This is a genomic window from Gordonia sp. LMA484 (assembly GCF_058129505.1).
Genome location: NZ_CM176700.1, coordinates 6,147,691 through 6,171,376, shown reverse-complemented (window position 1 = coordinate 6,171,376; position 23,686 = coordinate 6,147,691). Strand labels below are relative to the sequence as shown.

Annotated in this window: 20 protein-coding genes; 8 read left to right on the top strand and 12 right to left on the bottom strand. The window is 67.7% G+C overall.

All coding sequences use genetic code 11. The annotated features are described in order from the left end of the window. The first annotated feature begins 75 nt into the window (after positions 1-75). Positions 76-1,971, top strand: coding sequence for an ABC transporter ATP-binding protein (locus tag AC4AMJ_RS27480; RefSeq protein ID WP_489916084.1), 1,896 nt, complete (start codon positions 76-78; stop codon positions 1,969-1,971). A gap of 124 nt (positions 1,972-2,095) precedes the next feature. Here AC4AMJ_RS27480 and AC4AMJ_RS27475 read toward each other — a convergent pair whose 3' ends face one another. The 4 genes from AC4AMJ_RS27475 to AC4AMJ_RS27460 all read right to left on the bottom strand — a co-directional run bounded on the left by AC4AMJ_RS27475 (position 2,096) and on the right by AC4AMJ_RS27460 (position 4,360). Beyond that, a complete protein-coding gene (locus AC4AMJ_RS27475) occupies positions 2,096-2,503 on the bottom strand; it encodes a TIGR03668 family PPOX class F420-dependent oxidoreductase (RefSeq protein ID WP_489916082.1) in 408 nt (135 codons plus the stop codon). Between the two features lie 254 nt (positions 2,504-2,757). Further along, positions 2,758-3,000, bottom strand: a complete 243-nt coding sequence (locus AC4AMJ_RS27470; protein WP_489897933.1) for a hypothetical protein — start codon at positions 2,998-3,000, stop codon at positions 2,758-2,760. Positions 3,001-3,015: 15 nt separating this feature from the next. After that, positions 3,016-3,348 (bottom strand): YidH family protein, encoded by a 333-nt coding sequence (locus AC4AMJ_RS27465; protein ID WP_489897934.1) that lies wholly within the window; start codon positions 3,346-3,348, stop codon positions 3,016-3,018. A 37-nt stretch (positions 3,349-3,385) separates the two neighbouring features. Beyond that, positions 3,386-4,360 carry an alpha/beta hydrolase gene (locus AC4AMJ_RS27460; RefSeq protein WP_489897935.1) on the bottom strand — a complete coding sequence of 325 codons (975 nt, stop codon included), beginning with the start codon at positions 4,358-4,360 and terminating at the stop codon, positions 3,386-3,388. A gap of 264 nt (positions 4,361-4,624) precedes the next feature. Between AC4AMJ_RS27460 and AC4AMJ_RS27455 the strand changes: the two genes are divergently transcribed. Next, positions 4,625-8,488 carry a Pls/PosA family non-ribosomal peptide synthetase gene (locus AC4AMJ_RS27455; RefSeq protein ID WP_489897936.1) on the top strand — a complete coding sequence of 1,288 codons (3,864 nt, stop codon included), beginning with the start codon at positions 4,625-4,627 and terminating at the stop codon, positions 8,486-8,488. A 458-nt stretch (positions 8,489-8,946) separates the two neighbouring features. Here the strand turns inward: AC4AMJ_RS27455 and AC4AMJ_RS27450 are convergent, their stop codons facing one another. Then, a complete protein-coding gene (locus AC4AMJ_RS27450) occupies positions 8,947-9,369 on the bottom strand; it encodes a DoxX family protein (protein ID WP_489897937.1) in 423 nt (140 codons plus the stop codon). Between the two features lie 176 nt (positions 9,370-9,545). On the opposite strand from AC4AMJ_RS27450, the gene AC4AMJ_RS27445 reads away from it, so the two are divergent. Then, positions 9,546-10,901, top strand: coding sequence for a M1 family metallopeptidase (locus AC4AMJ_RS27445; RefSeq protein WP_489897938.1), 1,356 nt, complete (start codon positions 9,546-9,548; stop codon positions 10,899-10,901). 17 nt (positions 10,902-10,918) lie between these two features. After that, on the top strand, positions 10,919-12,199 hold the full coding sequence (locus tag AC4AMJ_RS27440) for a lipopolysaccharide biosynthesis protein (RefSeq protein ID WP_489916080.1): 1,281 nt from the start codon (positions 10,919-10,921) through the stop codon (positions 12,197-12,199). Here AC4AMJ_RS27440 and AC4AMJ_RS27435 read toward each other — a convergent pair. After that, positions 12,142-13,008: a glycosyltransferase family 2 protein gene (locus AC4AMJ_RS27435; protein WP_489916078.1), complete on the bottom strand. Its 867-nt coding sequence runs from the start codon at positions 13,006-13,008 to the stop codon at positions 12,142-12,144. The genes AC4AMJ_RS27440 and AC4AMJ_RS27435 overlap by 58 nt on opposite strands. Before the next feature lie 61 nt (positions 13,009-13,069). On the opposite strand from AC4AMJ_RS27435, the gene ppgS reads away from it, so the two are divergent. Continuing rightward, complete coding sequence (ppgS, locus tag AC4AMJ_RS27430; RefSeq protein ID WP_489897941.1) at positions 13,070-13,774, top strand: polyprenyl-phospho-N-acetylgalactosaminyl synthase PpgS; 705 nt, start codon at positions 13,070-13,072, stop codon at positions 13,772-13,774. A gap of 7 nt (positions 13,775-13,781) precedes the next feature. Next, complete coding sequence (locus AC4AMJ_RS27425) at positions 13,782-14,126, top strand: DUF2304 domain-containing protein (protein ID WP_489916076.1); 345 nt, start codon at positions 13,782-13,784, stop codon at positions 14,124-14,126. Between the two features lie 18 nt (positions 14,127-14,144). Here the strand turns inward: AC4AMJ_RS27425 and AC4AMJ_RS27420 are convergent, their stop codons facing one another. Both AC4AMJ_RS27420 and rfbA read right to left on the bottom strand, forming a co-directional pair. Further along, positions 14,145-14,771 (bottom strand): dTDP-4-dehydrorhamnose 3,5-epimerase family protein, encoded by a 627-nt coding sequence (locus AC4AMJ_RS27420; protein ID WP_489916074.1) that lies wholly within the window; start codon positions 14,769-14,771, stop codon positions 14,145-14,147. Next, the gene (gene rfbA, locus AC4AMJ_RS27415; protein ID WP_489916072.1) at positions 14,771-15,646 is read right to left on the bottom strand and encodes a glucose-1-phosphate thymidylyltransferase RfbA; all 876 of its coding nucleotides are present in this window, start codon (positions 15,644-15,646) and stop codon (positions 14,771-14,773) included. Before rfbA ends, AC4AMJ_RS27420 begins: the two co-directional genes overlap by 1 nt. Positions 15,647-15,744: 98 nt before the next feature. Here rfbA and rfbB point away from each other — a divergent pair, with 98 nt between their 5' ends. Next, positions 15,745-16,749 carry a dTDP-glucose 4,6-dehydratase gene (gene rfbB, locus AC4AMJ_RS27410; RefSeq protein ID WP_489916070.1) on the top strand — a complete coding sequence of 335 codons (1,005 nt, stop codon included), beginning with the start codon at positions 15,745-15,747 and terminating at the stop codon, positions 16,747-16,749. 481 nt (positions 16,750-17,230) lie between these two features. Here the strand turns inward: rfbB and AC4AMJ_RS27405 are convergent, their stop codons facing one another. Further along, on the bottom strand, positions 17,231-18,157 hold the full coding sequence (locus AC4AMJ_RS27405) for an alpha/beta hydrolase (protein ID WP_489916068.1): 927 nt from the start codon (positions 18,155-18,157) through the stop codon (positions 17,231-17,233). Between the two features lie 87 nt (positions 18,158-18,244). Between AC4AMJ_RS27405 and galE the strand changes: the two genes are divergently transcribed. Next, positions 18,245-19,264, top strand: coding sequence for a UDP-glucose 4-epimerase GalE (galE, locus tag AC4AMJ_RS27400; protein ID WP_489916066.1), 1,020 nt, complete (start codon positions 18,245-18,247; stop codon positions 19,262-19,264). 94 nt (positions 19,265-19,358) lie between these two features. Here the strand turns inward: galE and AC4AMJ_RS27395 are convergent, their stop codons facing one another. The 3 genes from AC4AMJ_RS27395 to AC4AMJ_RS27385 form a co-directional block, all read right to left on the bottom strand. Beyond that, positions 19,359-21,413, bottom strand: coding sequence for a DUF6541 family protein (locus AC4AMJ_RS27395; protein WP_489916064.1), 2,055 nt, complete (start codon positions 21,411-21,413; stop codon positions 19,359-19,361). 142 nt (positions 21,414-21,555) lie between these two features. Beyond that, positions 21,556-22,806, bottom strand: a complete 1,251-nt coding sequence (locus AC4AMJ_RS27390) for an MFS transporter (protein WP_489916062.1) — start codon at positions 22,804-22,806, stop codon at positions 21,556-21,558. Continuing rightward, positions 22,803-23,456: a GntR family transcriptional regulator gene (locus AC4AMJ_RS27385; protein ID WP_489897949.1), complete on the bottom strand. Its 654-nt coding sequence runs from the start codon at positions 23,454-23,456 to the stop codon at positions 22,803-22,805. The genes AC4AMJ_RS27390 and AC4AMJ_RS27385 overlap by 4 nt, the downstream gene beginning before the upstream one ends. Positions 23,457-23,686: the final 230 nt, after the last annotated feature.

Below are 23,686 nucleotides of genomic sequence, written 5' to 3'. Positions count from 1 at the left end.
GAGAAGTTTCGCCGGTCGCGAAATATGCACGGCCGATTAGACCTAAAGCTAACTTGAAGTTCTACCGTGGTTGTCATGAGCATGCAATCGGTCGCATGGGACACCATGTACAAGTCGATGAACGCACCGCAGGCGCGGTCCCTGCGCGGGGACCGACGTGCCACGATGCGTCGAATCGGCGGATTCGCCAGGCCCCATCGTCGGCGGATCGCGGTGTTCCTCGTGCTGTCTGTGCTGATGGCCCTGCTGACCGTGGTGACTCCCCTCCTCGCAGGTCGGGTGGTCAATCTGATCACCGGCGGTGGGAGCGGTGGCGCGATCACCGGGTTGGCGGTGTTGATCGCGCTGATCGCACTCGTCGAGGCGGGCGCAGGCATCGCGGTGCGCTGGTTCTCCGCGAACATCGGCGAAGGTCTCATCCTGGATCTGCGACGCGCCGTGTTCGATCACGTCCAGAAGATGCCGGTCGCGTTCTTCACCCGAACCCGCACCGGCGCATTGGTCAGCCGGCTCAACAATGACGTCATCGGGGCGCAGCGAGCGTTCAGCGACACGTTGTCCGGCGTCGTGTCGAATGCGGTGACCCTGGTCCTGACGCTCGGCGTGATGATCGCGATCAGCTGGCAGGTGACGCTGCTGGCGCTGGTGTTGCTGCCGATCTTCGTGGTGCCGGCCCGACGGATGGGCAAACGGATGGCAGCGTTGTCGCGGGAGGCCGCCGAGTACAACGCGCGGATGTCGACCCAGATGACCGAACGTTTCTCGGCGCCCGGCGCCACCCTGGTGAAGCTGTTCGGGCGGCCCGACATGGAGTCCGCCGAGTTCGCCGCGCGTGCGGATCAAGTGCGTGACATCGGGGTTCGGCGCGCGATGCTGCAGAACTACTTCATGACGGCGCTGACCCTCGTGTCGGCGCTCGCGTTGGCGCTGGTCTACGGACTCGGTGGCTGGCTCGCGGTCGGCGGACATCTCTCCGCGGGCGCGGTCGTGTCGTTGGCATTGCTGCTCACCCGGATGTACGCACCGCTGACCGCACTGGCAAACGCACGCGTGGAGATCATGAGCGCGCTGGTCAGCTTCGAGCGGGTCTTCGAGGTCCTCGACCTGACTCCACTGATCGCCGACAAGCCCGATGCGGTGACGGTGCCGGAAGGACCTGTGTCGGTCCGCTTCGACGACGTGTCCTTCGCCTACCCGTCCGCCGACAAGGTCTCTCTCGCGTCGTTGGAGGAGGTTGCCCAGCTGGACAACCGCGGCGGGTCGACAGTGCTGCACGACATCGACCTCGACGTGCCTGCCGGCACCATGACGGCGCTGGTCGGCAGTTCGGGCGCCGGCAAGTCGACGATCGCGAACCTGGCGACCCGCCTCTATGACGTCGACGCCGGGTCCGTTCAGCTGAACGGGGTGGATCTGCGGGATCTGCGGAGTGCGTCGGTCCATCGCACCGTCGGACTCGTGACCCAGGATGGTCACCTGTTCCACGACACCGTGCGCGCCAATCTGGCGCTCGCGAACCCGACAGTATCCGAGCAGCAGATCTGGGATGCGTTGAGGAGGGCCCGTCTCGACGACCTGGTCGCGTCGCTGCCCGACGGTCTGGACACCGTCGTCGGCGAGCGCGGGTACCGGTTGTCCGGCGGTGAGCGGCAACGTCTGACCATCGCACGCCTGCTGCTCGCCCAACCGTCGGTGGTGATCCTCGACGAGGCGACCGCCCATCTGGACTCGACATCGGAAGCCGCTGTGCAGGAAGCGCTCTCCGAGGCGCTGGTCGGTCGGACGTCGATCGTGATCGCGCATCGACTGTCGACCATCCGCGCCGCGGACGAGATCGCGGTCCTCGAACACGGGCGGATCGTGGAGCGCGGTGACCACGCGACCCTGCTCGCGCGCAACGGTCGCTACGCCGAGCTCTACCGCACCCAGTTCGCCGACGAATCCCGCGACGGCGAGGAGCTCACCGCCTGACCGCGTCGACAGAACCCAGACCCTCGCCGAGAGAACCTCGAATCTCGCCGACAGAACCCGAGATCGCGCCGACAGAACGCTGTGACGAGCCGATCGTCATTCGCAAGGCAAGGAACCGGACCCACTAGCTCGCCGACCACTCCCGCCATCGCAATTCGCGGATCACGATGACCGGACCGTCGGGTCGATCGGACCGATATTGCGCGTACTTGACGGCGAGGCGGTCGATCGCGGTGGTCCCGATGTCGGAATCGGCGTCGACGACCTCGGCGTGACCGTCCACGCGGACCCACCAGAGCGCCGACCAGTCGTCGGCGTAGTGGTCGACAAGCAACGACACCCGGGGGTTGGCCATGATGTTCGCGAGTCGCCGGAGTCGGCTCGTCCGCTTCGGCTTGTGGTCGACGCAGGAATAGACGATTCCATCGTCGAAGGCGAACACGATCGGCACGACGTGCGGGGCACCGTCTGCGTCGACCGTGGCCAGCCGTGCGACCCTCGCGGATGCGAACCGTTCGGACGCGGAAGTCATGCCCGCATTCTGGTCGATGGGAAGCCCGATGACCCGTCGTTCATTGCCGGTTCGGCGCGATTCGGGGTTCCGTCGGCGCCATTGTGGGTTCTGTCGGCGCGATTGCGGGTTCTGTCGGCGCGATTCCGGGTTCCGTCGGCGCCATTGCGGGTTCTCTCGGCGCGATTGCGGGTTCCGTCGGCGCGATTCGGGTTCTCTCGGCGCGATTGCGGGTTCCGTCGGCGCGATTGCGGGTTCTGTCGGCGCCCAGCGGCTCAGGAAGACGCCGGCGGCTCATCACGCTTCGGCGGTGTCAGCTTGCGGCGGCGGAACTGCAGGACCACCAACGCGATGTTGACCACGACGATCGCGATGCCGATGGCCACCCACACCCACCGGCCTTCCCGCCACCAATTGACGGTCAGCAGCGCCACGCACAACATCAGGATCACCGACCCGACGATGGTCATCCCGCGGGAGAAGCTCTGCGCTCCGCGTGCAAAGTCGTTGTTGATCATCGAAAAGCTCTCATCTCAGGTCTGGACCACGATCACCACGGCGATGGCCACGGCAATGATCACTATCCCAACAATGAGGAACGTGAGGTGCGACGGCCCCGGCATCTCACCGCCACCCTGCAGGGCCCGCATGGTCTTACGCCACCGCCAGGCGCCGAGCAATGCGATGGCGCACCCGAGGGCGACCATCACCAGGCCCAGAGCGGTCTCGAGGATGGGATGGGCGATGTCGGCGGCGACGTAGACGACCGCGACCCCGGCCGCCATGAAGCCCAGCGCCGTCCGAACCCAGGCCAGCACCGTGCGTTCGGCAGCCAGCGTAAAGCGCGCGTCGATCGCCCCGGGCACCGCCGGCGGCGAGTCGGTCGGATCGACCGCTCCGGGTTCAGCCGGCTCGTTGGTCCGCTCGGTCGTCAGTGTTCTTGGCCTTTCCGATGGCGTGGGTGACGAACGCCGCGATCACGTCGATGGCGTGCACCGTCTCCGGATGACGCGTGGTGAGCACCGGAAACGCGTGCACCTGCCAAGAGTAGCTGTGCGCCACGGCGTCGACGCCGACTTCGTGCAGGGTCTCGACGAGGTCGATCACATCGGCCTCGAGCATCTCGTTCTCGGCGGTGACGATCACTGTGGGCGGGAAGTGCTCGTCCACGATCTGCGCTATGCGTCGCGCCCCGGTGAGCGGGATCGGTCCTCGCTCGAAGAGCGGAGCCAGCTCCGCCATCTTGCTGCGCGGAATGTAGGCGTCCGACCGGCTGGACCGATCGGGATTGGTCCCGACGTCGAGGTCCAGCAGCGGCGAGATCCCGACGAACGCAGCCGGGGTGGGCAGTCCTTCGCGTCCCGCGGCCTCCACCAGTTTGCCGGCGAGGAATCCTCCCGCGGAGTCGCCGGCGACGATGACCCGCCGGTAGCCGCGTTCGCCGACCAATTCGCGGTAGGCGGCGATCGCGTCGGCGACCGACGTCCCCACACCGGCTGCCGGGAGCTGGCGGTATTCGAGGGAGAAGACGGGCAGTTCGCAGGACCGCGACAGCCGGCTCGCGATCGACCGGTGTGACCCGAGGCCGCAGACCACGAACGCTCCCCCATGCAGATACAGCACGGCCGTCTCGGAATCGCGGCGCGACGGCCCGACGGGCATGATGAGTTCGACGCCACGCCCGCCCAGCATCATCTGCTCGCGGACGACGCCGCTCGGCTTGGGACCCACCGCGAGGACGCGGTCGATCAGGAACAGACCCGCCATGCCGGGCCTGTTCAGCGGCCACAGCGACAGCGCCGGCCGCAACACGGTTCGGGTGCCGAGCCACATCGGATACGACAGGAGGCTCGGTTTGCGGTGGTGCACGATCGGCATTGCTCAATCCTCGTCATCAGGCGACCGTCAACACGCGTCGGACCGCGGTGCAACTCCTGACGGCCCGGGACGTGCTGAGATACGTCAGTGCGAAAAATACACCTGTTAGCCGAGGCAATGGTTCTCAACGGAGTGTATTCGCGCGCAAACCCTCGATGGTGGCGCGTGGAGGCTTGCGCCACGCGTTGTTCACCTGCGTCACAGACGCCGCTCGGCTTCGTCGGCTATATTTCTCGCTTCGTGCCGAATCGATGGTGGTAATACGTGGTCATTCCGTCCCAGTTCCTGTTGTCGTCGCAGGCCAGCGCGCCGCGAACGCTGTGCGACGTTCTCGACAAGACCGCCGCCGAGTTCCCCGATTCGCCTGCGATCGATGATGGTGACCGAGCTCTCACCTACGGCGAACTCGTCGCGCTGGCACGTCGGGGCGCCGAGCGACTGGGCGAGTCGGGGGTCGGGCCCGGCGGGCGTGTCGGCGTCCGAATGCCGTCAGGCGGCCGTGATCTCTACGTGACCATCCTCTCCGCCCTGTACGCGGGGGCGGCATATGTCCCGGTGGACGCCGACGATCCGGACGAGCGCGCCGACCTCGTGTTCGGCGAGGCCAAGGTGGATGCCATCGTCGATGCCGACGGCATCCGTCCCGGCAGCGGCCGCGGTAACGCTCTCCCACCCCCGGATCGGCCCACCCCCGACGATGACGCCTGGATCATCTTCACCTCCGGGTCCACCGGAACGCCCAAGGGCGTGGCCGTCACCCATCGCAATGCCGCGGCATTCGTCGACGCCGAGGCGCGAATGTTCCTGCTCGACGACCCGCTGGGCCCCGACGATCGCGTCCTGGCCGGGCTGTCGGTCGCATTCGACGCCTCATGCGAGGAGATGTGGCTGGCCTGGCGGCACGGCGCCTGCCTGGTCCCCGCGCCACGTTCACTCGTTCGCAGCGGCATGGACCTCGGTCCGTGGCTGGTCCAGCGCGACATCACCGTGGTGTCCACGGTGCCGACGTTGGCGTCGCTGTGGCCGCCGGAGGCGCTGGAAGCCGTGCGGCTGTTGATCTTCGGCGGCGAGGCGTGTCCCCCCGAATTGGCCGAGCGGCTCGCCGTGGAGGGTCGCGAGGTGTGGAACACCTACGGCCCGACCGAGGCCACGGTGGTGGCGTGCGCGGCACCGCTCGACGGCCAGGGACCTGTCCGCATCGGATTGCCGCTTCCCGGTTGGGATCTCGCCGTCGTCGGCGCCGACGGGCAGCCTGTCAACGAAGGCGAGGTCGGTGAACTCGTGATCGGCGGGGTGGGCCTCGCCCGCTATCTCGATCCGGCCAAGGACGCCGAAAAGTACGCGCCCATGCCCACACTGGGCTGGGATCGGGCCTACCGCAGCGGCGACCTCGTGCGGCTCGACCCGGCCGGTCTACTGTTCCAGGGCCGTGCCGACGACCAGGTGAAGGTGGGCGGTCGGCGCATCGAACTCGGTGAGATCGACAATGCGCTGCAACAACTTCCGGGTGTCAGCGGCGCCGCGGCCGCGGTGCGCAAGTCCGCGGCCGGCAACAGCCTGCTCGTCGGCTATCTCGTGTCGCCCCGTCCGGATTTCGACGTCGCCGCTGCGCACGCCCTGCTGGTCGAACGTCTGCCTGCCCCGATGGTGCCGCGACTGGCACTGGTCGACGAACTGCCGACCCGGACCTCGGGCAAGGTCGACCGCGCGGCACTCCCCTGGCCGCTGCCGGGCAGCGGGCCGTCGGAGGCCGGCGACGAACTCACCGACACCGAGGCGTGGATGGCGCAATGCTGGACGGATGTCCTCGGCGTCACCGTCGACGACCCGTCCGCCGACTTCTTCGCCGAGGGCGGCGGCTCGCTCGCGGCTGCCCAGCTGGTGACCGCGTTGCGGGCCCGTTATCCCGACATCACCGTCGCCGACCTCTACGACCATCCACGTCTCGGCTCGCTGGCAGAGTTGCTCGACGGGCGGGTTCCGACGACGGTCGTCCAACCGCGCGACGTCACCCCGACGCCCCGCCGCGCCGGTCTCGCACAGATCGCGTTGTCGGTGCCGCTGACCACCCTCACCGGCCTGCAGTGGGCCACATGGCTGGGCGTGGTGAACAACATCGCCGTCGCGGTGGTCGACGAGGCCGACCGGAACGTGCCGTGGCTGGTTTCGGTCAACTGGTGGGTCCTGCTCGTCGCGTTCCTCGTGTTCATCACACCGCCCGGTCGGATGGTGATCGCGGCGACCGGCGCCCGGCTCCTGCTTGCCGGCGTCACACCGGGCACCTATCCACGTGGTGGCCGCACCCACATCCGACTGTGGGTCGCCGAGCGCCTGCTCGACGCGAGTGGCGCGGCCAACCTGTCCGGTGCGCCGTGGATGATCTACCTCGCCCGGGCGTTGGGCGCGACCATCGGCAAAGGCGTGGACCTGCACACCATCCCGCCGGTCACCGGATTCCTGACCATCGGCGAGGGCGCCTCGGTCGAACCGGAGGTCGACATCGCCGGATGGTGGATCGACGGCGACATGGTGCACATCGGAGAGATCGTCATCAAGCGCGGCGCATCCATCGGTGCCCGGTCGACACTGATGCCCGGCGCGGTCATCGGCCGGGAGGCCGAGGTCGCCCCGGGTTCGGCGGTGCGCGGCCGGGTGAAAGCGCAACAGCTGTGGGCGGGCTCGCCCGCGGTGAAGGCCGGCAAGGCGGCGCACCCCTGGCCGGAGCACCGGCCACCGCGGGGCAGCTGGTGGGTGCCGATCTATGGCATCTCGTCGATGTTGCTGGCGGCGATCCCGCTGTTCGCCCTAGGCGCCGGCCTGGCAGTCATGGGCTCGTGGGCCATCCACGCAGACACGCTGGGCAGCGTCGGGCTGCGCTGCCTCGCTCTGCTGCCCGTCGCCACCGTGACGAGCCTGCTGATCTTCGCGGTGATCACCGCCGGCCTGGTGCGGTTGTTGTCGATCGGGCTGTCGAAGGGCTATTACCCCGTCCGCTCGCGCGTCGGATGGCAGGTGTGGATGACCGAGCGTCTACTCGATTCCGCGCGCACGTACCTCTTCCCGCTGTACGCGAGTCTGCTCACGCCATGGTGGTTCCGGCTGCTCGGGGTGAAGGTGGGGCCTGGGACCGAGATCTCGACCGCACTGGTGTTGCCGCGGTTCACCACCATCGGCGAAGGGGCGTTCCTCGCCGACGACACCATGGTCGCGTCCTACGAGCTCGGTGGCGGGTGGCTGCACATCGACGAGGCGAAGGTGGGCAAGCGCTCGTTCCTGGGTAATTCGGGGATGACCGGACCCGGTCGCAAGGTGCCGAAGAACAGTCTCGTCGCGGTGCTGTCGGCGACGCCGGACCGCGCCAAGTCGGGGTCGAGTTGGTTGGGCAGCCCACCGGTCCGGTTGCGGCGGACGGCCGCCGAGACCGACACGTCCCGCACCTTCGATCCGCCGCTACGTCTCAAGGTGGCACGCGCGGTCGTCGAGACCTTGCGCATCATCCCGGTGATGGTGTCGTTCGGGCTGGGGCTGTACATGCTGCTGGGCCTGCAGTACATCGCCCAGAACTCTCACTACTGGGTGGCCGCACTGGTCAGCGGCCTGTTGCTGCTGGTGGCGGGCACCGCGGCCTGTTGCATAGCGGCGGCCGCGAAATGGTTGGTCGTCGGCCGGATCCGGGTCTCCGAGCATCCGTTGTGGAGCTCGTTCGTGTGGCGCAACGAGCTGTCCGATGCCTTTGTGGAAACCGTTGCGGCACCGTGGTTCGCGAATGCCGCGACCGGCACCCCGATCCTCAATCTGTGGCTGCGGATGCTCGGCGCCCACATCGGCAAGGGTGTCTGGTGCGAGACCTACTGGCTGCCCGAGGCCGACCTGGTCACCCTCGGCGACGGCGCGACGGTGCAGCGCGGGTGCGTCGTGCAGACCCACCTGTTCCACGACCGGGTGATGGCGATCGACGAAGTGGTCCTCGAGGCCGGCGCCACCCTCGGCCCGCACTGCGTCGCGCTGCCGGCGTCCGGACTGGGCGAATCGGCGACGGTCGGCCCGGCATCGCTGGTCATGCGCGGCGACGTGGTGCCCGCGCACACCCGGTGGCAGGGCAATCCGATCGCCCCGTGGAGTGCGTGAGGCCGCGACTGCTGCTGCTCGAGGCGGCAACCAGCCGCACCCGCTGATCGAGGCGACTCCAGGCACTCGCCCCTATTCGCTGATCGAGGCGACCCCAGGCACTCGCCCCTATTCGCTGATCGAGGCGACCCCAGGCACTCGCCCCTATTCGCTGATCGAGGCGACCCCAGGCACTCGCCCCTATTCGCTGATCGAGGCGACCCCAGGCACTCGCCCCTATTCGCTGATCGAGGCGACTCCAGGCACTCGCTCTTTTCGCTGATCGAGTAGGCACCGAGCCGCTAGGCGAGGCGCCGTATCGAGATCACTTGCATCGAACGGGATCTCGATACGCCCTCGCCTAGCGGCTCGGACTACTCGATCAGCGGAGACCGGCGGCTCGGACTACTCGATCAGCGGGCCTAGCGACTCGCCCACGCGATCAGCGAACGATGAACCGCGTACCGATCAGCAGAGCCTCAGTCGACGACCGCCCGCCGCCGACGCCGGAACACATAGTGGTCCGCGGCAGCGCTGCCGGCCTGCGCGAAGCCGACCGCGAGCAGACCGCCGATGAGCGCCAACGGCAATTCGTAACCCCCGTCGGCGCTCCAGAACCCGGCATCCCAGTGGGCGTAGATGATCGCGCCGATCATGTCGATGATCAACAGAATCGACACCAACGGGAGCAGCAGCCCGAGGATCAGCAAGATGCCGCCGACGAACTCGACCCAGGTCGCGTATTGCGCGGCGAGATTCGGCGCCGGTACACCCATGGCGTCAAAGCTCTTCTCCGTATTGCCGATTCCGTTCGTGTGTAGCTTCTGCCAGCCGTGCATGATGAAGATGTAACCGAGAATCAGTCGTGCCAAGAAGAACGTCACACTGCGCATGCCGAACATCAGTTTCCCTTTCGTCCCGACCCCTCAAAATAACCGGACCGCGGTCCGGTTCTTCGCCTAGCGTCTCACACCGACACCGCCCGGTGCATCTCCGGCGGGACAGGTAACCTGAGTGTCCGCGACGGCATACGGTCGATGTGGGACGACGCGCCGCGTTCGAGCAGACGGGAGGGTCAGTGCCGGGAAAGTCGGCCAAGGGTCCACGTGAGCCCCTCCTCGGTGCGCCGCTGGATGCCCTCGACCCGTATCTGCCCGACAACGGCAACCTCGGCTACCGCATCTCGCGGTATGACCTCGACCTCGAATACAAGGTGTCACCCAACCGACTATCCGGTGTGGCGACGCTCACTGCAACGTCGTTCATCCATCTGCAGCGATTCACGCTGGACCTGGCGTCGACGATGTCGGTGTCGAAAGTGACGGTCAACGGCAAACAGGCACGCCACCGTCATCGGAACCGGAAACTGGCCGTCACACCCGACTCCCCCATCCCACCGGGCGGAGCGATGACGATCGTGATCCGCTACGCGGGATCGCCGCGACCGATCCGCGGCTCCTGGGGCGAGGTCGGCTGGGAGGAACTCACCGACGGCGCGCTGTGCGCCAACCAGCCCAATGGCGCCGCGTCGTGGTTCCCGTGCGACGACCACCCGAGCGCCAAGTCGCCCTATCGCATCTCGATCACCACCGACAGCCCGTACTACGCCCTCGCCAACGGTGTCCTCCAATCGAAACGGACCCGCGCCGCCCAGACCACCTGGATCTACGAACAGGTCGAACCGATGCCCACCTACCTGGCGTCGGTCCAGATCGGCATGTACAAGAAGAAGACGTTGGCCACCAAACCCGTTCCGGTGTCGGCCATTTTCCCGCCACGACTCACGCGCACCTTCGACATCGACTTCGGTCGGCAGGTGGAGATGATCGAGGTGTTCGTCGAGATGTTCGGGCCCTATCCGTTCCCCGGCTACACCGTCGTGGTCACCGACGACGAACTCGACATCCCGGTCGAGGCCCAGAGCCTGTCCACCTTCGGCGCCAACCACTGCGACGGCACCGGCCACGCGGAACGACTCATCGCCCACGAGTTGGCCCATCAATGGTTCGGAAACTCGGTGACGCTCAACCGGTGGCGCGACATCTGGCTGCACGAAGGTTTCGCCTGCTACGCCGAATGGCTCTGGAGCCAGCGGTCCGGCGGTAACAGTGCCACCGAATGGGCCCGCCATTACTACGACAAACTCGCCGCGAATCCCGTGCGGGCCACCCTGGCCGATCCGGGACCGCGCCGGATGTTCGACGACTGGGTCTACAAGCGGGGCGCGCTCACCCTGCACGCACTGCGTCTCACCATCGGCGACGGCAACTTCTTCGCCCTGCTGAAACGCTGGACGGACAAGTACCGCTACGGATCGGCCACCACCGAGGACTTCATCACGCTGGCCGCCAACTACTCGACGATGTCGCTCGGCAGTCTGTTCGACGACTGGCTGTTCAGCGCCGCGCTGCCGCCATTTCCCGGACCGTCCTGACCGGCCGTCCGAGCCCGATGTCCGACGACACCGACGCACCACCCGTGCGGTCCGCCGCGTCCGGCGCGATCGGCGCGATCGGCCGCGTCACCATCGCCACGCTCATCGCCGCGGCATCGGGGTACCTGGTCCTGCTGATCGCGGCCCGGCATCTCGGTGCGGCGGGCTACGCGGTGTTCGCGGTGTTCTGGGCGGCCTACGGCATGGTCACCGGCGCGCAGAACGGTCAGCTGCAGGAGACCACCCGCGCAGTGCGAGCCGGCATCGACTCCGGTGTCACCACGCGCGTGCGTCCGTGGCTGGTCAACGCGACGATCGGGGTGACGCTGGGCGCGGCCGTCGCCGTGACGTCACCGCTGTGGAGCGGGCAGGTGTTCACCGAGCACCGCTGGCTGTCGGTGCTGCTGCTCGCCGTCGGGGTGGCGTCCTTCGGCGTCTACGCGCATCTCGCGGGAGCCCTGTCGGGCGCGGTGTCCTGGGGCGCCTTCGCCACGCTGCTGTCGGTGGACGCGCTGATCCGACTCGTCGGCGCGATCATGGCCGTGGTGCTCGACGCCGGCGTGACCGCGTTTCTGGTTGTCACGGTGATCGGGTCGGTGTCGTGGATGATCCTTCTGCTGACGTCGCGCGCAGCTCGCGCGGCCGTCGGCCTACCCGGCGACGTCGCGTCCCGACGATTCGGCACCAACACGGTGACCGCGATGGCCGCGGCCGCGGCGAGTGCGGTGCTGGTGATGGGATTCCCGGTGCTGATCAACGCGACCGGCGGCGACGATGCCGACACCGCGGCGGTCGGCGCGGTGGTGCTGGCCGTGACGTTGACCCGAGCTCCGCTCCTGGTTCCGCTGAACAGCTTTCAGGGTGTCCTGATCACACGATTCGTCGACGGGCGCGACCATCTGTGGAGCGCGCTGCGGGCGCCGGCCGCGGCGGTCGCCGCCATCGGTGTCGTGGGTTCGGTCGCGGCCTGGTTGATCGGTCCCTGGTTGCTCGCCGCGGTCTTCGGTGCCGAGTTCCGCCTGGCCGGCGCGACCCTCGCCGCGTTCACACTGGGCGCCACCGCACTGGCCCTGCTGACCGTGACCGGGGCCGCCACGATCGCCATGCACGCCCATCGCTGGTTCGCGGCAGGGTGGTGGATCGCCACGCTCGCGTCGGTCGCGCTGCTGCTGTCACCCGCGGACGTCGAGACGCGGGTCGCGATCGCGCTGATCGGCGGACCCGTCGTCGGGATGGTCGTTCACGGTGTGGCGCTCGGACGCCGGAACCGGCCGACGGCGGCGACCGCCCGCGATTGAGCGTGGTTGAGCCGCGACGTCGCGTGCAGACGCGCGGCCCGCGCGGCGGTGGACCACCCGCGCTCGGCGCACCGCCGTGCCTCGCCGGCGAAGAAGTTGTTCTCCTCGGCGAATCGCCGGCCGTCGACGGCCTGGACCGAGCTGACCGACGCGTCGTGGCGTCGATAGCGGAACACCACCGTCGGGTCGTGGACGAGCACGCCGCCGTCGGCCGCCAAGTCCACCAGTAACGCCAGGTCGAGCACGATCTCCAGGCCGGGCCGGAACCCGATGTCGCGGACCTGATCGGTGCGCCACAGCAGTGACGGGAAGTAGGTCCAGTTGCCGTGGTAGAGGCTGGTCGCCATCGCCTCGCCACGCAGCACCCGCGCCTCGCCGCCCGTGCGGGGGGCGAGCAGCGACTTGATCCGGTCACCCAGCGGGCGGACCACCCGGTCGCGATCGTCGATCACCTCGACGCCCGGCGCGATGACCGACGCCTCGGGATGGGTGCGGGTCAGTGAGCGGACCGTTCCGAGATAGTCCGGCAGCATGACGTCGTCGCATCCCATCACGACGAAATGGTCGGCCTGCACCAGTTCGACACAGCGCCGGAAGTTGCCGTTCACCCCGAGGTTGCTGGTGTTGCGCACGTAGTGCACCCGAGGATCGGTCAGCGACTCGAGCCACTCGCGGGGTTCGGGGTCGGGATAGCAGTCGTCGACCACGACGAGACGGAGGTCGCCGTCGTGCTGATCGAGGACGCTGCGCACCGCCTGACGGAACTGTCCGACATCGCCGTAGAACGGCATCATCACGTCGATCGGCACCCGCCCAGACTAGGACAACGGCTCATCGGCGACCCGCCGCGGCTCCGCTAGGGTTACCGTCATGACCTCCGGGGACACCAGCAACGATGATGTGTGGCTGGTGATACCCGTCTTCAACGAGGCGGAGGTTATCCGCGGGGTCGTCACCGAGGCCCGGCGGACCTTTCCGAACATCGTCTGCGTCGACGACGGCAGCCGCGACCGTTCGGCCGAGGAGATCACGGCAGCCGGAGCACGCCTCGTCCGGCACCCGGTGAACCTCGGGCAGGGCGCCGCGATCCAGACAGGCGTGGAGTATGCGCGTGCCCAGCCGGGAGCCCGATTCTTCGTGACCTTCGACGCAGACGGTCAGCACCGTGTCGAGGACGTCGTCGCGATGATCGCACGACTGCGCACCGAGCCGGTCGACATCATCGTCGGCACACGGTTCGCCGAGGGCCGCAGCGAATCGGTGCCGCTGCTACGCCGGACCGCGTTGCGCGTCATCGTGTTCCTCAGCCCGCGCACCCGGAGGCTCGGACTCACCGACGCGCACAACGGACTCCGTGCATTCAACAAGACGGTGGCCGATCAACTCGACCTGTTGATGAGCGGCATGAGCCACGCGTCGGAGTTCGTGGCCCTCATCGACCACTACCACTGGCGGGTCGCCGAACAGCCGGTGACCATCCTGTACACCGATTACTCGCGCGCGAAGGGACAGTCGCTGATCAACGGCGTCAACATCGTCGCCGACGGGCTGTTCCACACCCGGATGAGGAGATGACACCGACATGATCTGGCTGCAGATCCTGACGATCCTCGGCATCGTGGCCCTCGTCACGTTCTTCATCATCAACCGCGGCACCGCCCGGTCATCGGCGGGTGTGAAGCTGCTGTTCGTCGCGTTCGTGGTGTTCGGCGTCTACGCGATGCTCCGCCAGAACGACGTCACCTGGATGGCCAACAAGATCGGTATCCAGCGCGGCCTGGACCTGGTGCTGTTCCTGCTGGTGATCGCCTTCGCATTCACCACGGTGTCCACCTACCTGCGGTTCCGCGAGCTGGAGATCAAGTACGCCCGGCTGGCGAGAGCGGTTGCCCTCCAAGATGCCCGCCGAGAAGATCACGAGACATAACTCGCCAGGTCTCGAAGATCACGAGAGATAACTCGCCAACTCGCGCACGTACTCGGTGACGTCGCCGAAGTCGGGGAGCAGCCCTGCCTGCTTGGCCTCCGACAAACCTGGTGCGGCGGTGTCCTTCGCGGACAGTTCGTAGTCGAGTGGGCTGCCGTCGCGCGCCGTCGTCGGCCAGGCGATGCCCAATTCCGAATCCAGCGGGTTGATGCCGTGTTCGGCGGTGGGGTTGTAGCCGGTGGAGCACAGGTAGGTGACCGTCGAGCCGTCGGCGAGCGAGCAGAATGCGTGGCCCAGTCCCTCGGACAGGTAGACGGCGCGGCGGTCGACGTCGTCGAGGAGCACGGTGTCGTAGGTGCCGAATGTGGGTGAGCCGACCCGGATGTCGACGATGACATCGAGGATCGCACCGGACGGACAGGTCACGTACTTGGCCTGCCCGGGCGGGACGTCGGCGAAGTGCACGCCGCGCAGCACGCCGGCCGCCGACACCGACAAGTTGACCTGCGCCAGGTCGAGCCGGTGTCCGATGGCCTCGGCCAGCAGGTCACCCTTGAACACCTCGGCGAACAGCCCCCGGTCGTCGCCGTGTTGCACCGGCGTGATCTCCCACGCACCGTCGATGGCCAGCGGGCGCAGTTTCATCAGAAGCCCTTTCCGCGTTCGAGCAGTTCCAGGAGGTAGTTGCCGTATCCGGATTTCCGCAGTTTCTCTGCACGCGAACGCAGTTCGTCGTCGCCGATGAAGCCGCGCCGCCACGCGATCTCCTCGGGCACCGCGATCTTGAGTCCTTGCCGTTGCTCCACCGTGCGAACGAAATTGCCTGCGTCGAGTAGGGAGTCGAAGGTGCCGGTGTCGAGCCAGGCGGTGCCGCGGGGCAACACCTTCACGGCCAGTTTGCCCTGCTCGAGATAGTGCGCGTTGATGTCGGTGATCTCGTATTCGCCACGGGCACTGGGCTTGAGGTCACGGGCGATCTGCACGACGTCGTTGTCGTAGAAATAAAGCCCGGGCACCGCATAGTTGGAGCGCGGATGTTCCGGCTTCTCCTGCAACGCCACCGCGGTGCCGTTGTCATCGAAGTCGACGACTCCATAGGCCGACGTGTCGGCCACCCAGTAGGCGAAAATCGCTCCGCCGTCGACGTTCTCGAATCCCTGCAGCTGGCTGCCCAATCCGGGTCCGTAGAAGATGTTGTCACCCAACACAAGTGCGGCCGACTCGTCTCCGATGTGGTCGGCGCCGAGGATGAACGCCTGCGCAAGACCGTCAGGTGACGGCTGCGTGACATAGGTGAGGTTGATGCCGAACTGCTCGCCGGTGCCCAGCAGCCCCTGGAAAGCGGCGCTGTCGTGCGGTGTGGTGATGATCAAGATGTCCCGGATGCCGGCCAGCATGAGGGTCGACAGTGGGTAATAGATCATCGGCTTGTCGTAGACGGGTACGAGCTGTTTGCTGACGCCCTGGGTGATCGGGTGCAGGCGGGTGCCCGTCCCGCCGGCGAGGATGATGCCGCGCATGCGTCACAGCGTAGTGGTGTGTCCAGACAGCGGCGCCGCAACGCACCCGGTCAGGCGCCCACCGGTACAGTGATCGGCGTCTGCGAAGGGGTGTGTTCATGCGGGTTCTGGTCACCGGGGGCGCCGGGTTCATCGGCGCGAACTTCGTGCTGCGAACCCTCGAGCAGCGGCCCGACGTGCAGGTCACGGTGCTGGACAAACTGACCTACGCGGCCAACCCGGCGACACTGGACGCCGTCGGCGACCGCATCGACCTGGTCAAAGGTGACATCGCGGACACCGACCTGGTCGACGGTCTGGTGGCCGGCACCGACCTGGTGGTGCATTTCGCCGCGGAGTCACACAACGACAACTCGCTGGCCGACCCCACCGCATTCGTCCAGACCAACCTGGTCGGCACGTTCTCGCTACTGGAGGCGGTGCGCCGCCACGACGTGCGCTACCACCACATCAGCACCGACGAGGTGTACGGCGACCTGGACCTCGACGACCCGGCCCGCTTCACCGAGCAGACCGCCTACAACCCGTCGAGCCCCTACTCGTCGACCAAGGCAGGCAGCGACCTGCTGGTGCGGGCGTGGGTGCGCTCGTTCGGGCTGCGCGCCACGATCTCCAACTGCTCGAACAACTACGGCCCGTTCCAGCACATCGAGAAGTTCATCCCGCGTCAGATCACCAACGTGCTGTCGGGGGTGCGGCCCAAGCTCTACGGCGACGGCCTCAACGTGCGCGACTGGATTCACGTCGACGACCACAACGATGCCGTGTGGACCATCATCGAGCGCGGCGAGATCGGCGAGACCTACCTGATCGGCGCCGACGGCGAGGTGAACAACCGAACTGTCGTAGAGACCATCCTGGAGTTGCTGGGCCAGCCCGCTGACGCGTTCGACTTCGTCACCGACCGCCCCGGCCACGACCGCCGCTACGCCATCGACTCCACCCGGCTGCGCACCGAACTCGGCTGGCGACCGCAGTACGTGGACTTCCGCGCCGGACTGTGGGCGACCATCGACTGGTACCGCGACCACCCCGACTGGTGGCAGCCCACCAAACAGGCCGTCGAACAGACCTACGCGGCGACCGAACGGGTCATCGGCTGATCGGGTAACCGTGCACCTCGCGCTGATCGAGCAGCTATGTCCCCAACTGCTGATCGAGCAGCCGGCGAGCGTCAGCGAGGCGGTGTGTCGAGATCAGGTCACGAGATCTCGATACGTCCTCGCCTAGCGGCTCGGACTACTCGATCACCGGGGGAAGCGGCTCGGACTACTCGATCACCGGGGGAAGCGGCTCGGACTACTCGATCACCGGGGGAAACGGCTCGACCCACGCGATCACCGGGGGAAACGGCTCGACCCACGCGATCACCGGGGGAAACGGCTCGAACCACGCGATCACCGGGGGAAACGGCTCGAACCACGCGATCACCGGGGGAAACGGCTCGGACTACTCGATCAGCCGGGGGAAACGGCTCGAACCACGCGATCACCGGAAGCACACGGCTCGAACCACGCGATCACGGGAGTAAACGATCACCGGGTGGAGCGGCTCGCATGACTCGAGCAGGCGGCGAACGCACGCCTACTCCGGCAGCGGCACCACCCGATCGAGGAAGTCCACCTGGTCGGCGACGACCTCCTCGAAGGCGTCCCCGACGTAGATGTCGAAGTGTCCCTCGGGGTAGCGGATCAATTGGGTCGTCGGTCCCTGCCGCGCGTAGCGCACGGTCTGTCGGGGCGGCGCGACGGAGTCCTTGTCACACACGCAGACCAGCACCGGGCAGGTGAGTTCGCGCAATGCCCGTCCCGGATGGTGCAGCGGAATCGTCAGCGCCACGCGGGCCGCGACCGCGTTGGTGAACGGCTGACCGTCGGGAACCAAACGAAGATAGCCGGGCACGACATCCGGTGCGGTCATCAGCGCCGTCTCGCCGGGCTCCCCGGTCACCGCGATCATCACCGGCCCACGCCGACGGAGCGCGGCGCCGACGTCGGCGACGGCGCGGAGGGTCATCTTGGCCGCCGTCTTTGGGTCGAGCGCGAGCACCGAAGCGGTACCGCTGGTGAACGGGCACTGGGCGATCACCGCTGCGATCCGGCCGTCACGGGCCGCGGCGACCATCACGTGGCCACCGCCGAACGACGTGCCCCACAGCACCACGCGCGAGCTGTCGACATCGGGAATCGTCCGTGCGTAGGCGATGGCCGCCGCCCAGTCGTCGAGCTGCTTGCGAATCGACAACAGCTGCCGGGGTTCACCATCGCTGGCGCCGAAGTGGCGGTAGTCGAAGACCAGACAGGCATACCCGGCGTCGGTGAACCGCTCGGCGAACGCGTCCAGCCGCATCTCCTTCACCGCACCGAGCCCGTGGGCCATGACGATGATCGGCGCCGGGGTCCCGGTGTCCGGCAGGTACAGCCACCCACGGCACACGTCGTTGTGGCGATTCGACCCACTCGCCTCACTCCCGGCGCCACCCGACCCGAATTCCACGTCTGCCCGCGACACACGCAGACCGTATCCCCTGTGCATGAGGCCGACAACACACAGGATCTCTGCGGCGCTCTCCCAGAGTCGCCGCATACGGTGGTGACCATGCGTGTACTCGTCAGCGGCGGCGCCGGCTACATCGGCTCACACACCGTCATCAGACTCGCCGAGGCCGGCCACGACGTCGTGGTCGTGGACGATTTCAGCAACGCCAAACCGACAGTGGTCGGCCGGCTCGAGGCGTTGACCGGGACGTCGATCCCGGTTCACTCGTTCGATCTCGCCGACGTGGACAAGACCGAGCATCTGTTCGCCCACGAACACATCGACGCGGTGATCCACTTCGCGGGGTTCAAAGCCGTCGGCGAATCGGTGGCGAAGCCGCTGGACTACTACCAGAACAATCTGGGCAGCACCTTCTCACTGCTCCGGGCGATGGACCGCCACGACGTCCGAACCCTGGTGTTCTCGTCGTCGGCGACCGTCTACGGCGCCGACCCGCAGCTGCCGATGACCGAAGATCTGCCGACGTCGGCGACCAATCCGTACGGCTGGACCAAGGTGATGATCGAGCAGATCCTCGCCGACGTCGCCGCGAGCGACGACCGCTGGCGCATGGCCGCACTGCGCTACTTCAACCCGGTCGGCGCCCACGCCAGCGGCGACATCGGCGAGGACCCCAGCGGCATCCCCAACAACCTGATGCCGTTCGTGGCGCAGGTGGCGGTCGGGCGCCGGGAGAAGCTGTCGGTGTTCGGCGACGACTACGACACCCCTGACGGCACGGGAGTCCGCGACTACATCCATGTCGACGACCTCGCCGCCGGACATGTCGCCGCGCTCGCCCGCATCAGCGTGGGCCCGGATCCGATGTCGATCTGGAACCTCGGCACCGGGCAGGGCGTGTCGGTGCTCGAGGTGATCAAGGCATTCGAACGCGCCAGCGGCCGCCCGATCCGCTACGAGATCGCACCCCGCCGCGCCGGCGACATCGCCGCCTCCTACGCCGATCCGTCGAAGGCCAACGCCGATCTCGGCTGGCAGGCGTACAAGACCATCGACGACATGTGCGAAGACACCTGGCGGTGGCAGTCGAAGAACCCGGAAGGGTACCCGGACGCCTGAGCCTGGTGGCTGCAATCGTCCCGCAGGGAGCCGGCCGACGGAATATCCCCTCGCCCGGCCGTGCCGGGGACGACTATCGCCACATCGCCTCGCCTCAGCTGGTCGGTGACGCGAGAACCGAATCGTTGACCCGGTACACGGTCACGTTGCCCTGACGGAACACCGGAGTGAGCCCGGGCGCACCGTGTTCGCGCAGCGCCAGGAAGGGGTCGCCTTGCACCCCGTGCTCCGGGTCGGGCACGCCGTTCTGGAAGGCCCAGTAGCTCGGCGGACTGTCGATCACGTAGTGCACGTTCATGTCCCGGACGATGCCATCGATGTACGGGTCCGCACCGATCGTGGACACGCCCCAGAACACATCACGCTGGCGCTGTGAGAAGTCGTTGGCCCGGTAGAACGGGAACATCGGGGTGAGCCCGGTGACCGGGTAGATCCAGCCGGTCCCCTGGTCCAGGTTGTTCAGGATCAGGGCGTCGTGCGCGTCCGGCCGCGCCTCGAGCCAGTGGTAGGCGGCGAGGTCGTCGGGACCGATGAATTTGCCGCCGCGTTCCTTCGATGCGATCTGCGCATTCGGCGGGTAGCGCAGCACTCCGGCGCCGGCGATCAGCACGAGGAGCACCGCGAACGCGGCGGGCACCACCCATCGCGTCGACCGCGCCTCGGTCGCCGGGTCGCGGGACGTGCGGCGGGACACCAGGTCGGCCAGGCCGAGCGCGATGACGCCGAGCGCGAGCCCGGCAGCGGCGGCGGAGAAGATCGCCACCACAAAGGTCAACCGGTGTGGAGAGTTGTAGAAGTAGCCGCCGATGGCACCCAACGGATACGACAGCGGCCCCAGCGCGACCACCGAGTTCGCGGTGACCCCGACGAAGACCACCCACCCGGCGAGTCCGGCCCAACACCGCATCCACACCAGCACACCGAGGCCGATGACCGTGAGCGCGATCAGACCCCAGACCGGGTAGTACTTCTCGAGTGGGATGGTGCCGTTGAACGCGGCCTGGCCCAGTCCCTTCAGGATTCCGATGCCTTCCTCACGGAAGTCGAAGAACGGCAGCTCGTTGGTGTCGGCGACCTTGATGGTCCCGTACACGACGGGCGCGATCCCCACGAGCGTGATGGCGCCCGTAACGGCCAGCGTCGCGACGTCGCGCACACGCCCGTACGCGGGCCGCCACAGTCCCTCCAGTAGCCACCACAACCCGACGATCACGCCGGCGAGGATCAGACCGGACGGGTGCGTCGCCGCGACGCCCGACACGGCGGCTGCGGCCGGCAGCACCCGCCTGCGGTCGCGGACGGCGCTGATCACCAGGATGGCGGCGACCGGAGCCATCGAGACACCCACCGCGTTCGGGACCGAGGTGAGCTCGACCTCGACGTAGGGCAACGACGGGAAGATCGCCGACACGGCACCGGCCACCCCGGCCACCATCGCCGACCGGTTGGTGTCGTAGCGGTGCCGGGCGAACCAGTACGCGAGGGAGGCGACTCCGAACGGCACCGTGATCGCCAGGACAGCCGGCGAATAGGTGTTGTAGAGCTCGACGGGATTGGCGCCGGTGATCGGCATCAGAACCGCACCGAGCGCATGCCAGGTGTTGGGGTAGTAGTTGAACGCGTGGGTGTCGTAGTTCATCAGTTCGCCCATGCGTAGCGCCGACCCGACCCCGGTTTCGTGAATCCAGCGCAGCGAACTCGCGTGCCACAACGAATCCCACACCTGGGAGATGTTGTTCAGCCCGGCAAACGTGCTGGTGAGCAGAGGTCGGATGCAGGTGATCGCGACGATCACCGCACCCAGGCCGATCCCCGCGACCAGCGGGATCATGGCGCGCCCACCCAGCGGCGGGTCGTCGGTGTCGGACCCGAGCGGTGCTGAACCGGCGAGCCGACGGGTCCGCAGCACCGCGGCGTACGCCCAGGCCGCGAGCAGCGTGATCACCAGGGCGAGCAGGGCCGTCACCAGATTCCATTCGAACCCGATGGCCGAGTAGAGCACGGTGAAGACACTGACGATGGCGAACGTGATCGGCGGACCGGCCGCGATCGCGACCGGCCACGGCAGATACATCCGCCGGCCGACCAACGCCCCGGGCACCACCAGCATCAGGGACGTCACGATGGTGACCCATGCCCCCAGCATCATCGCCCCGCAACCTCCCATGTCCGTATCCGCGGAGTCCGTGGGGCGATACGCCACGCCCGCTCGGCGCGAGCGTCAGGGATCGGGTGGCGACGAATCCGCCCCCGTCGACGGCCCGCCGGCTACTCCGATGACCAGCACGAGGCTACCGGTCGCCGGCCGGCACCCCGGCAGCCCGCTCGGCGCGATGTGCGACCACCACGATCAGCAGGCATCCCAGCGCTGCCACCACCCCGAACCCGAACATCATCGGATAGGTCACCCACGTGTAGTTCTCCGAGATCGCGGCCAGGATGGCCGGCATCGCGAAGCCCAGGTAGGTGACGCTGTAGAAGACGGCGGTCAACCCCGCGAGGTTGGCCGGGGCGGCGATGCGCTGCACTTCCAGCAGCCCGGCGATCATCGACATGCCGTACCCACAGCCCAACACCACCGCGGCGACCAACGCGATCCACACGGTCAGCAGGTGCGCCGCGACGGCCGCCAACGCCATCCCGACCGCGAGCATCACGAGCGCGAGCATCGGCCCCCGCACACTGCCGGGAACATCGAGGCGACGGCCGAGCGACTGGATCCCGAATCCGGCGCCGAGGCCGAGGACGCAGCACAGACCGGCGAACGCGATGGGTGCCCCGGCGGTGCGCGCCGACATCAGCGCGGGGATCACCGCGTACGCCGACGCCGCGGCCCCGAACACCCATGGGGCGACGGGCAGCACGACGAGCAGGAACCGTCGTTGTGTGACGCCGGTGATCTTCAGGTCCTCGACGAGACGGCCCGGCGTTCGGAGGCGCTCCCGGGTCTCCGGCGCGCGGAGGACACCGGCGAGTGCGACCCCGGCGAGGACGATGTTGACCGCATAGGGCGTGACCGTCGGCCACGGACCCCACTCGGCGAGCACCCCGGCCAAGCCCGCCCCGATACCGAAGCCCGCGGTGAGACTCATCGCCGCGCGACGCGCACCGGCACCAGCGCGGTCGCCGTCACGCGCACTGATCTCGGCGATCCAGCTGCCGCCGACGGCCATGGACAGTCCGAGCGCGACACCGCTGGCGATCCGGCCGATACCGAGCAGCGCGAATGAGTGGGCGCCCAGGGCGAGCAGAAGGGAACCGAGCGCGGCGAACAGGGGTGCGGGCACCATGAGGGGCCGTCGTCCGAGCCGGTCCGAGAGCGGTCCGCCGATCAGCAGGGCCGGGACGATGCCGAGCACATAGGTGAACAGCAAGCTGTCCACCGCCACCGCGGACAGGTTCCCGTCCTGCCGGTACATGACGAGCAGGGGCGTGAACTCGTTGCCGCCCCAGGCGGCGGTGAACACCGCCAGGGCCACGGGCAGCCACCGTCGTCGGCCGACGGCGGACTCCTCCGGCCGCCGCAGCGTCGACACGCTCATCGGTCGCCTCCCGGCCGCAGGTTGTGCACTCCGGTGAGATGTGCGTCGAGCGCCGCGGCGAACGCGTCGGCGTCGCCCTGCTCGATGGCGGCGAGCAGCTCACGATGGTCGCTCAGGATGCGGGCAGCGACGGTCTCGTCTCGGTTGACACTGGCGGTCGTCATCCGGCGATGACGTTCACCGAGGCTCACGAAGAAGTCGGCCAGCAGCGGGTTGTCACCCGCGGTGACGATGCGCTGGTGGAAGTCGGCGTCGAGCCGCGAGAACTCGGCGATGTCGGCGGGATCGGCGTGGCGATGCCGTGCGAGGTTGCGTTCGAGACGTCCGACGAGATGCTCCCGGGCGACCGGATCGTCGACGAGCGAACGCACCGCGTTCTCCTCCAGCAACCGCCGCGCAGCCACCACGTCGCGTGCCTCGCGATCGGAGATCGGCACCACCAGCGCGCCCCGCTTCGGATACAGACGCATCCACCCCTCGGCCTCGAGGCGGAGGAAGGCCTCCCGCACAGGGGTGCGACTCACATCACATTTGGCTGCGATCTCCCCTTCACTGATCAGCTCACCGCCGACGATCTCGTTTGTGAGAATCTGGCCTTTGACCTCGCGATACACACGTTCAGCAGCCGATTTACCGGTTGTCCACGACATAGACACAAGTTGTATCTTATCTGTCTGCGCGATCAATCGGGGGTCACCTTGATCGACCCACGCACGCGGTGCGACACTGAGCGGGTTCCGCGACCCAGGTTCATCCGTCTACGGGACGCGGCGGTTCGCGGTACGGCCGGAGGTCACATCCACTCCGCGCCCCGGGCCGGGCAGTTGTAGGGGTGCCCCAGTGACGTGGCGCCACCGTAGATACCCGTCGATTTCGACGC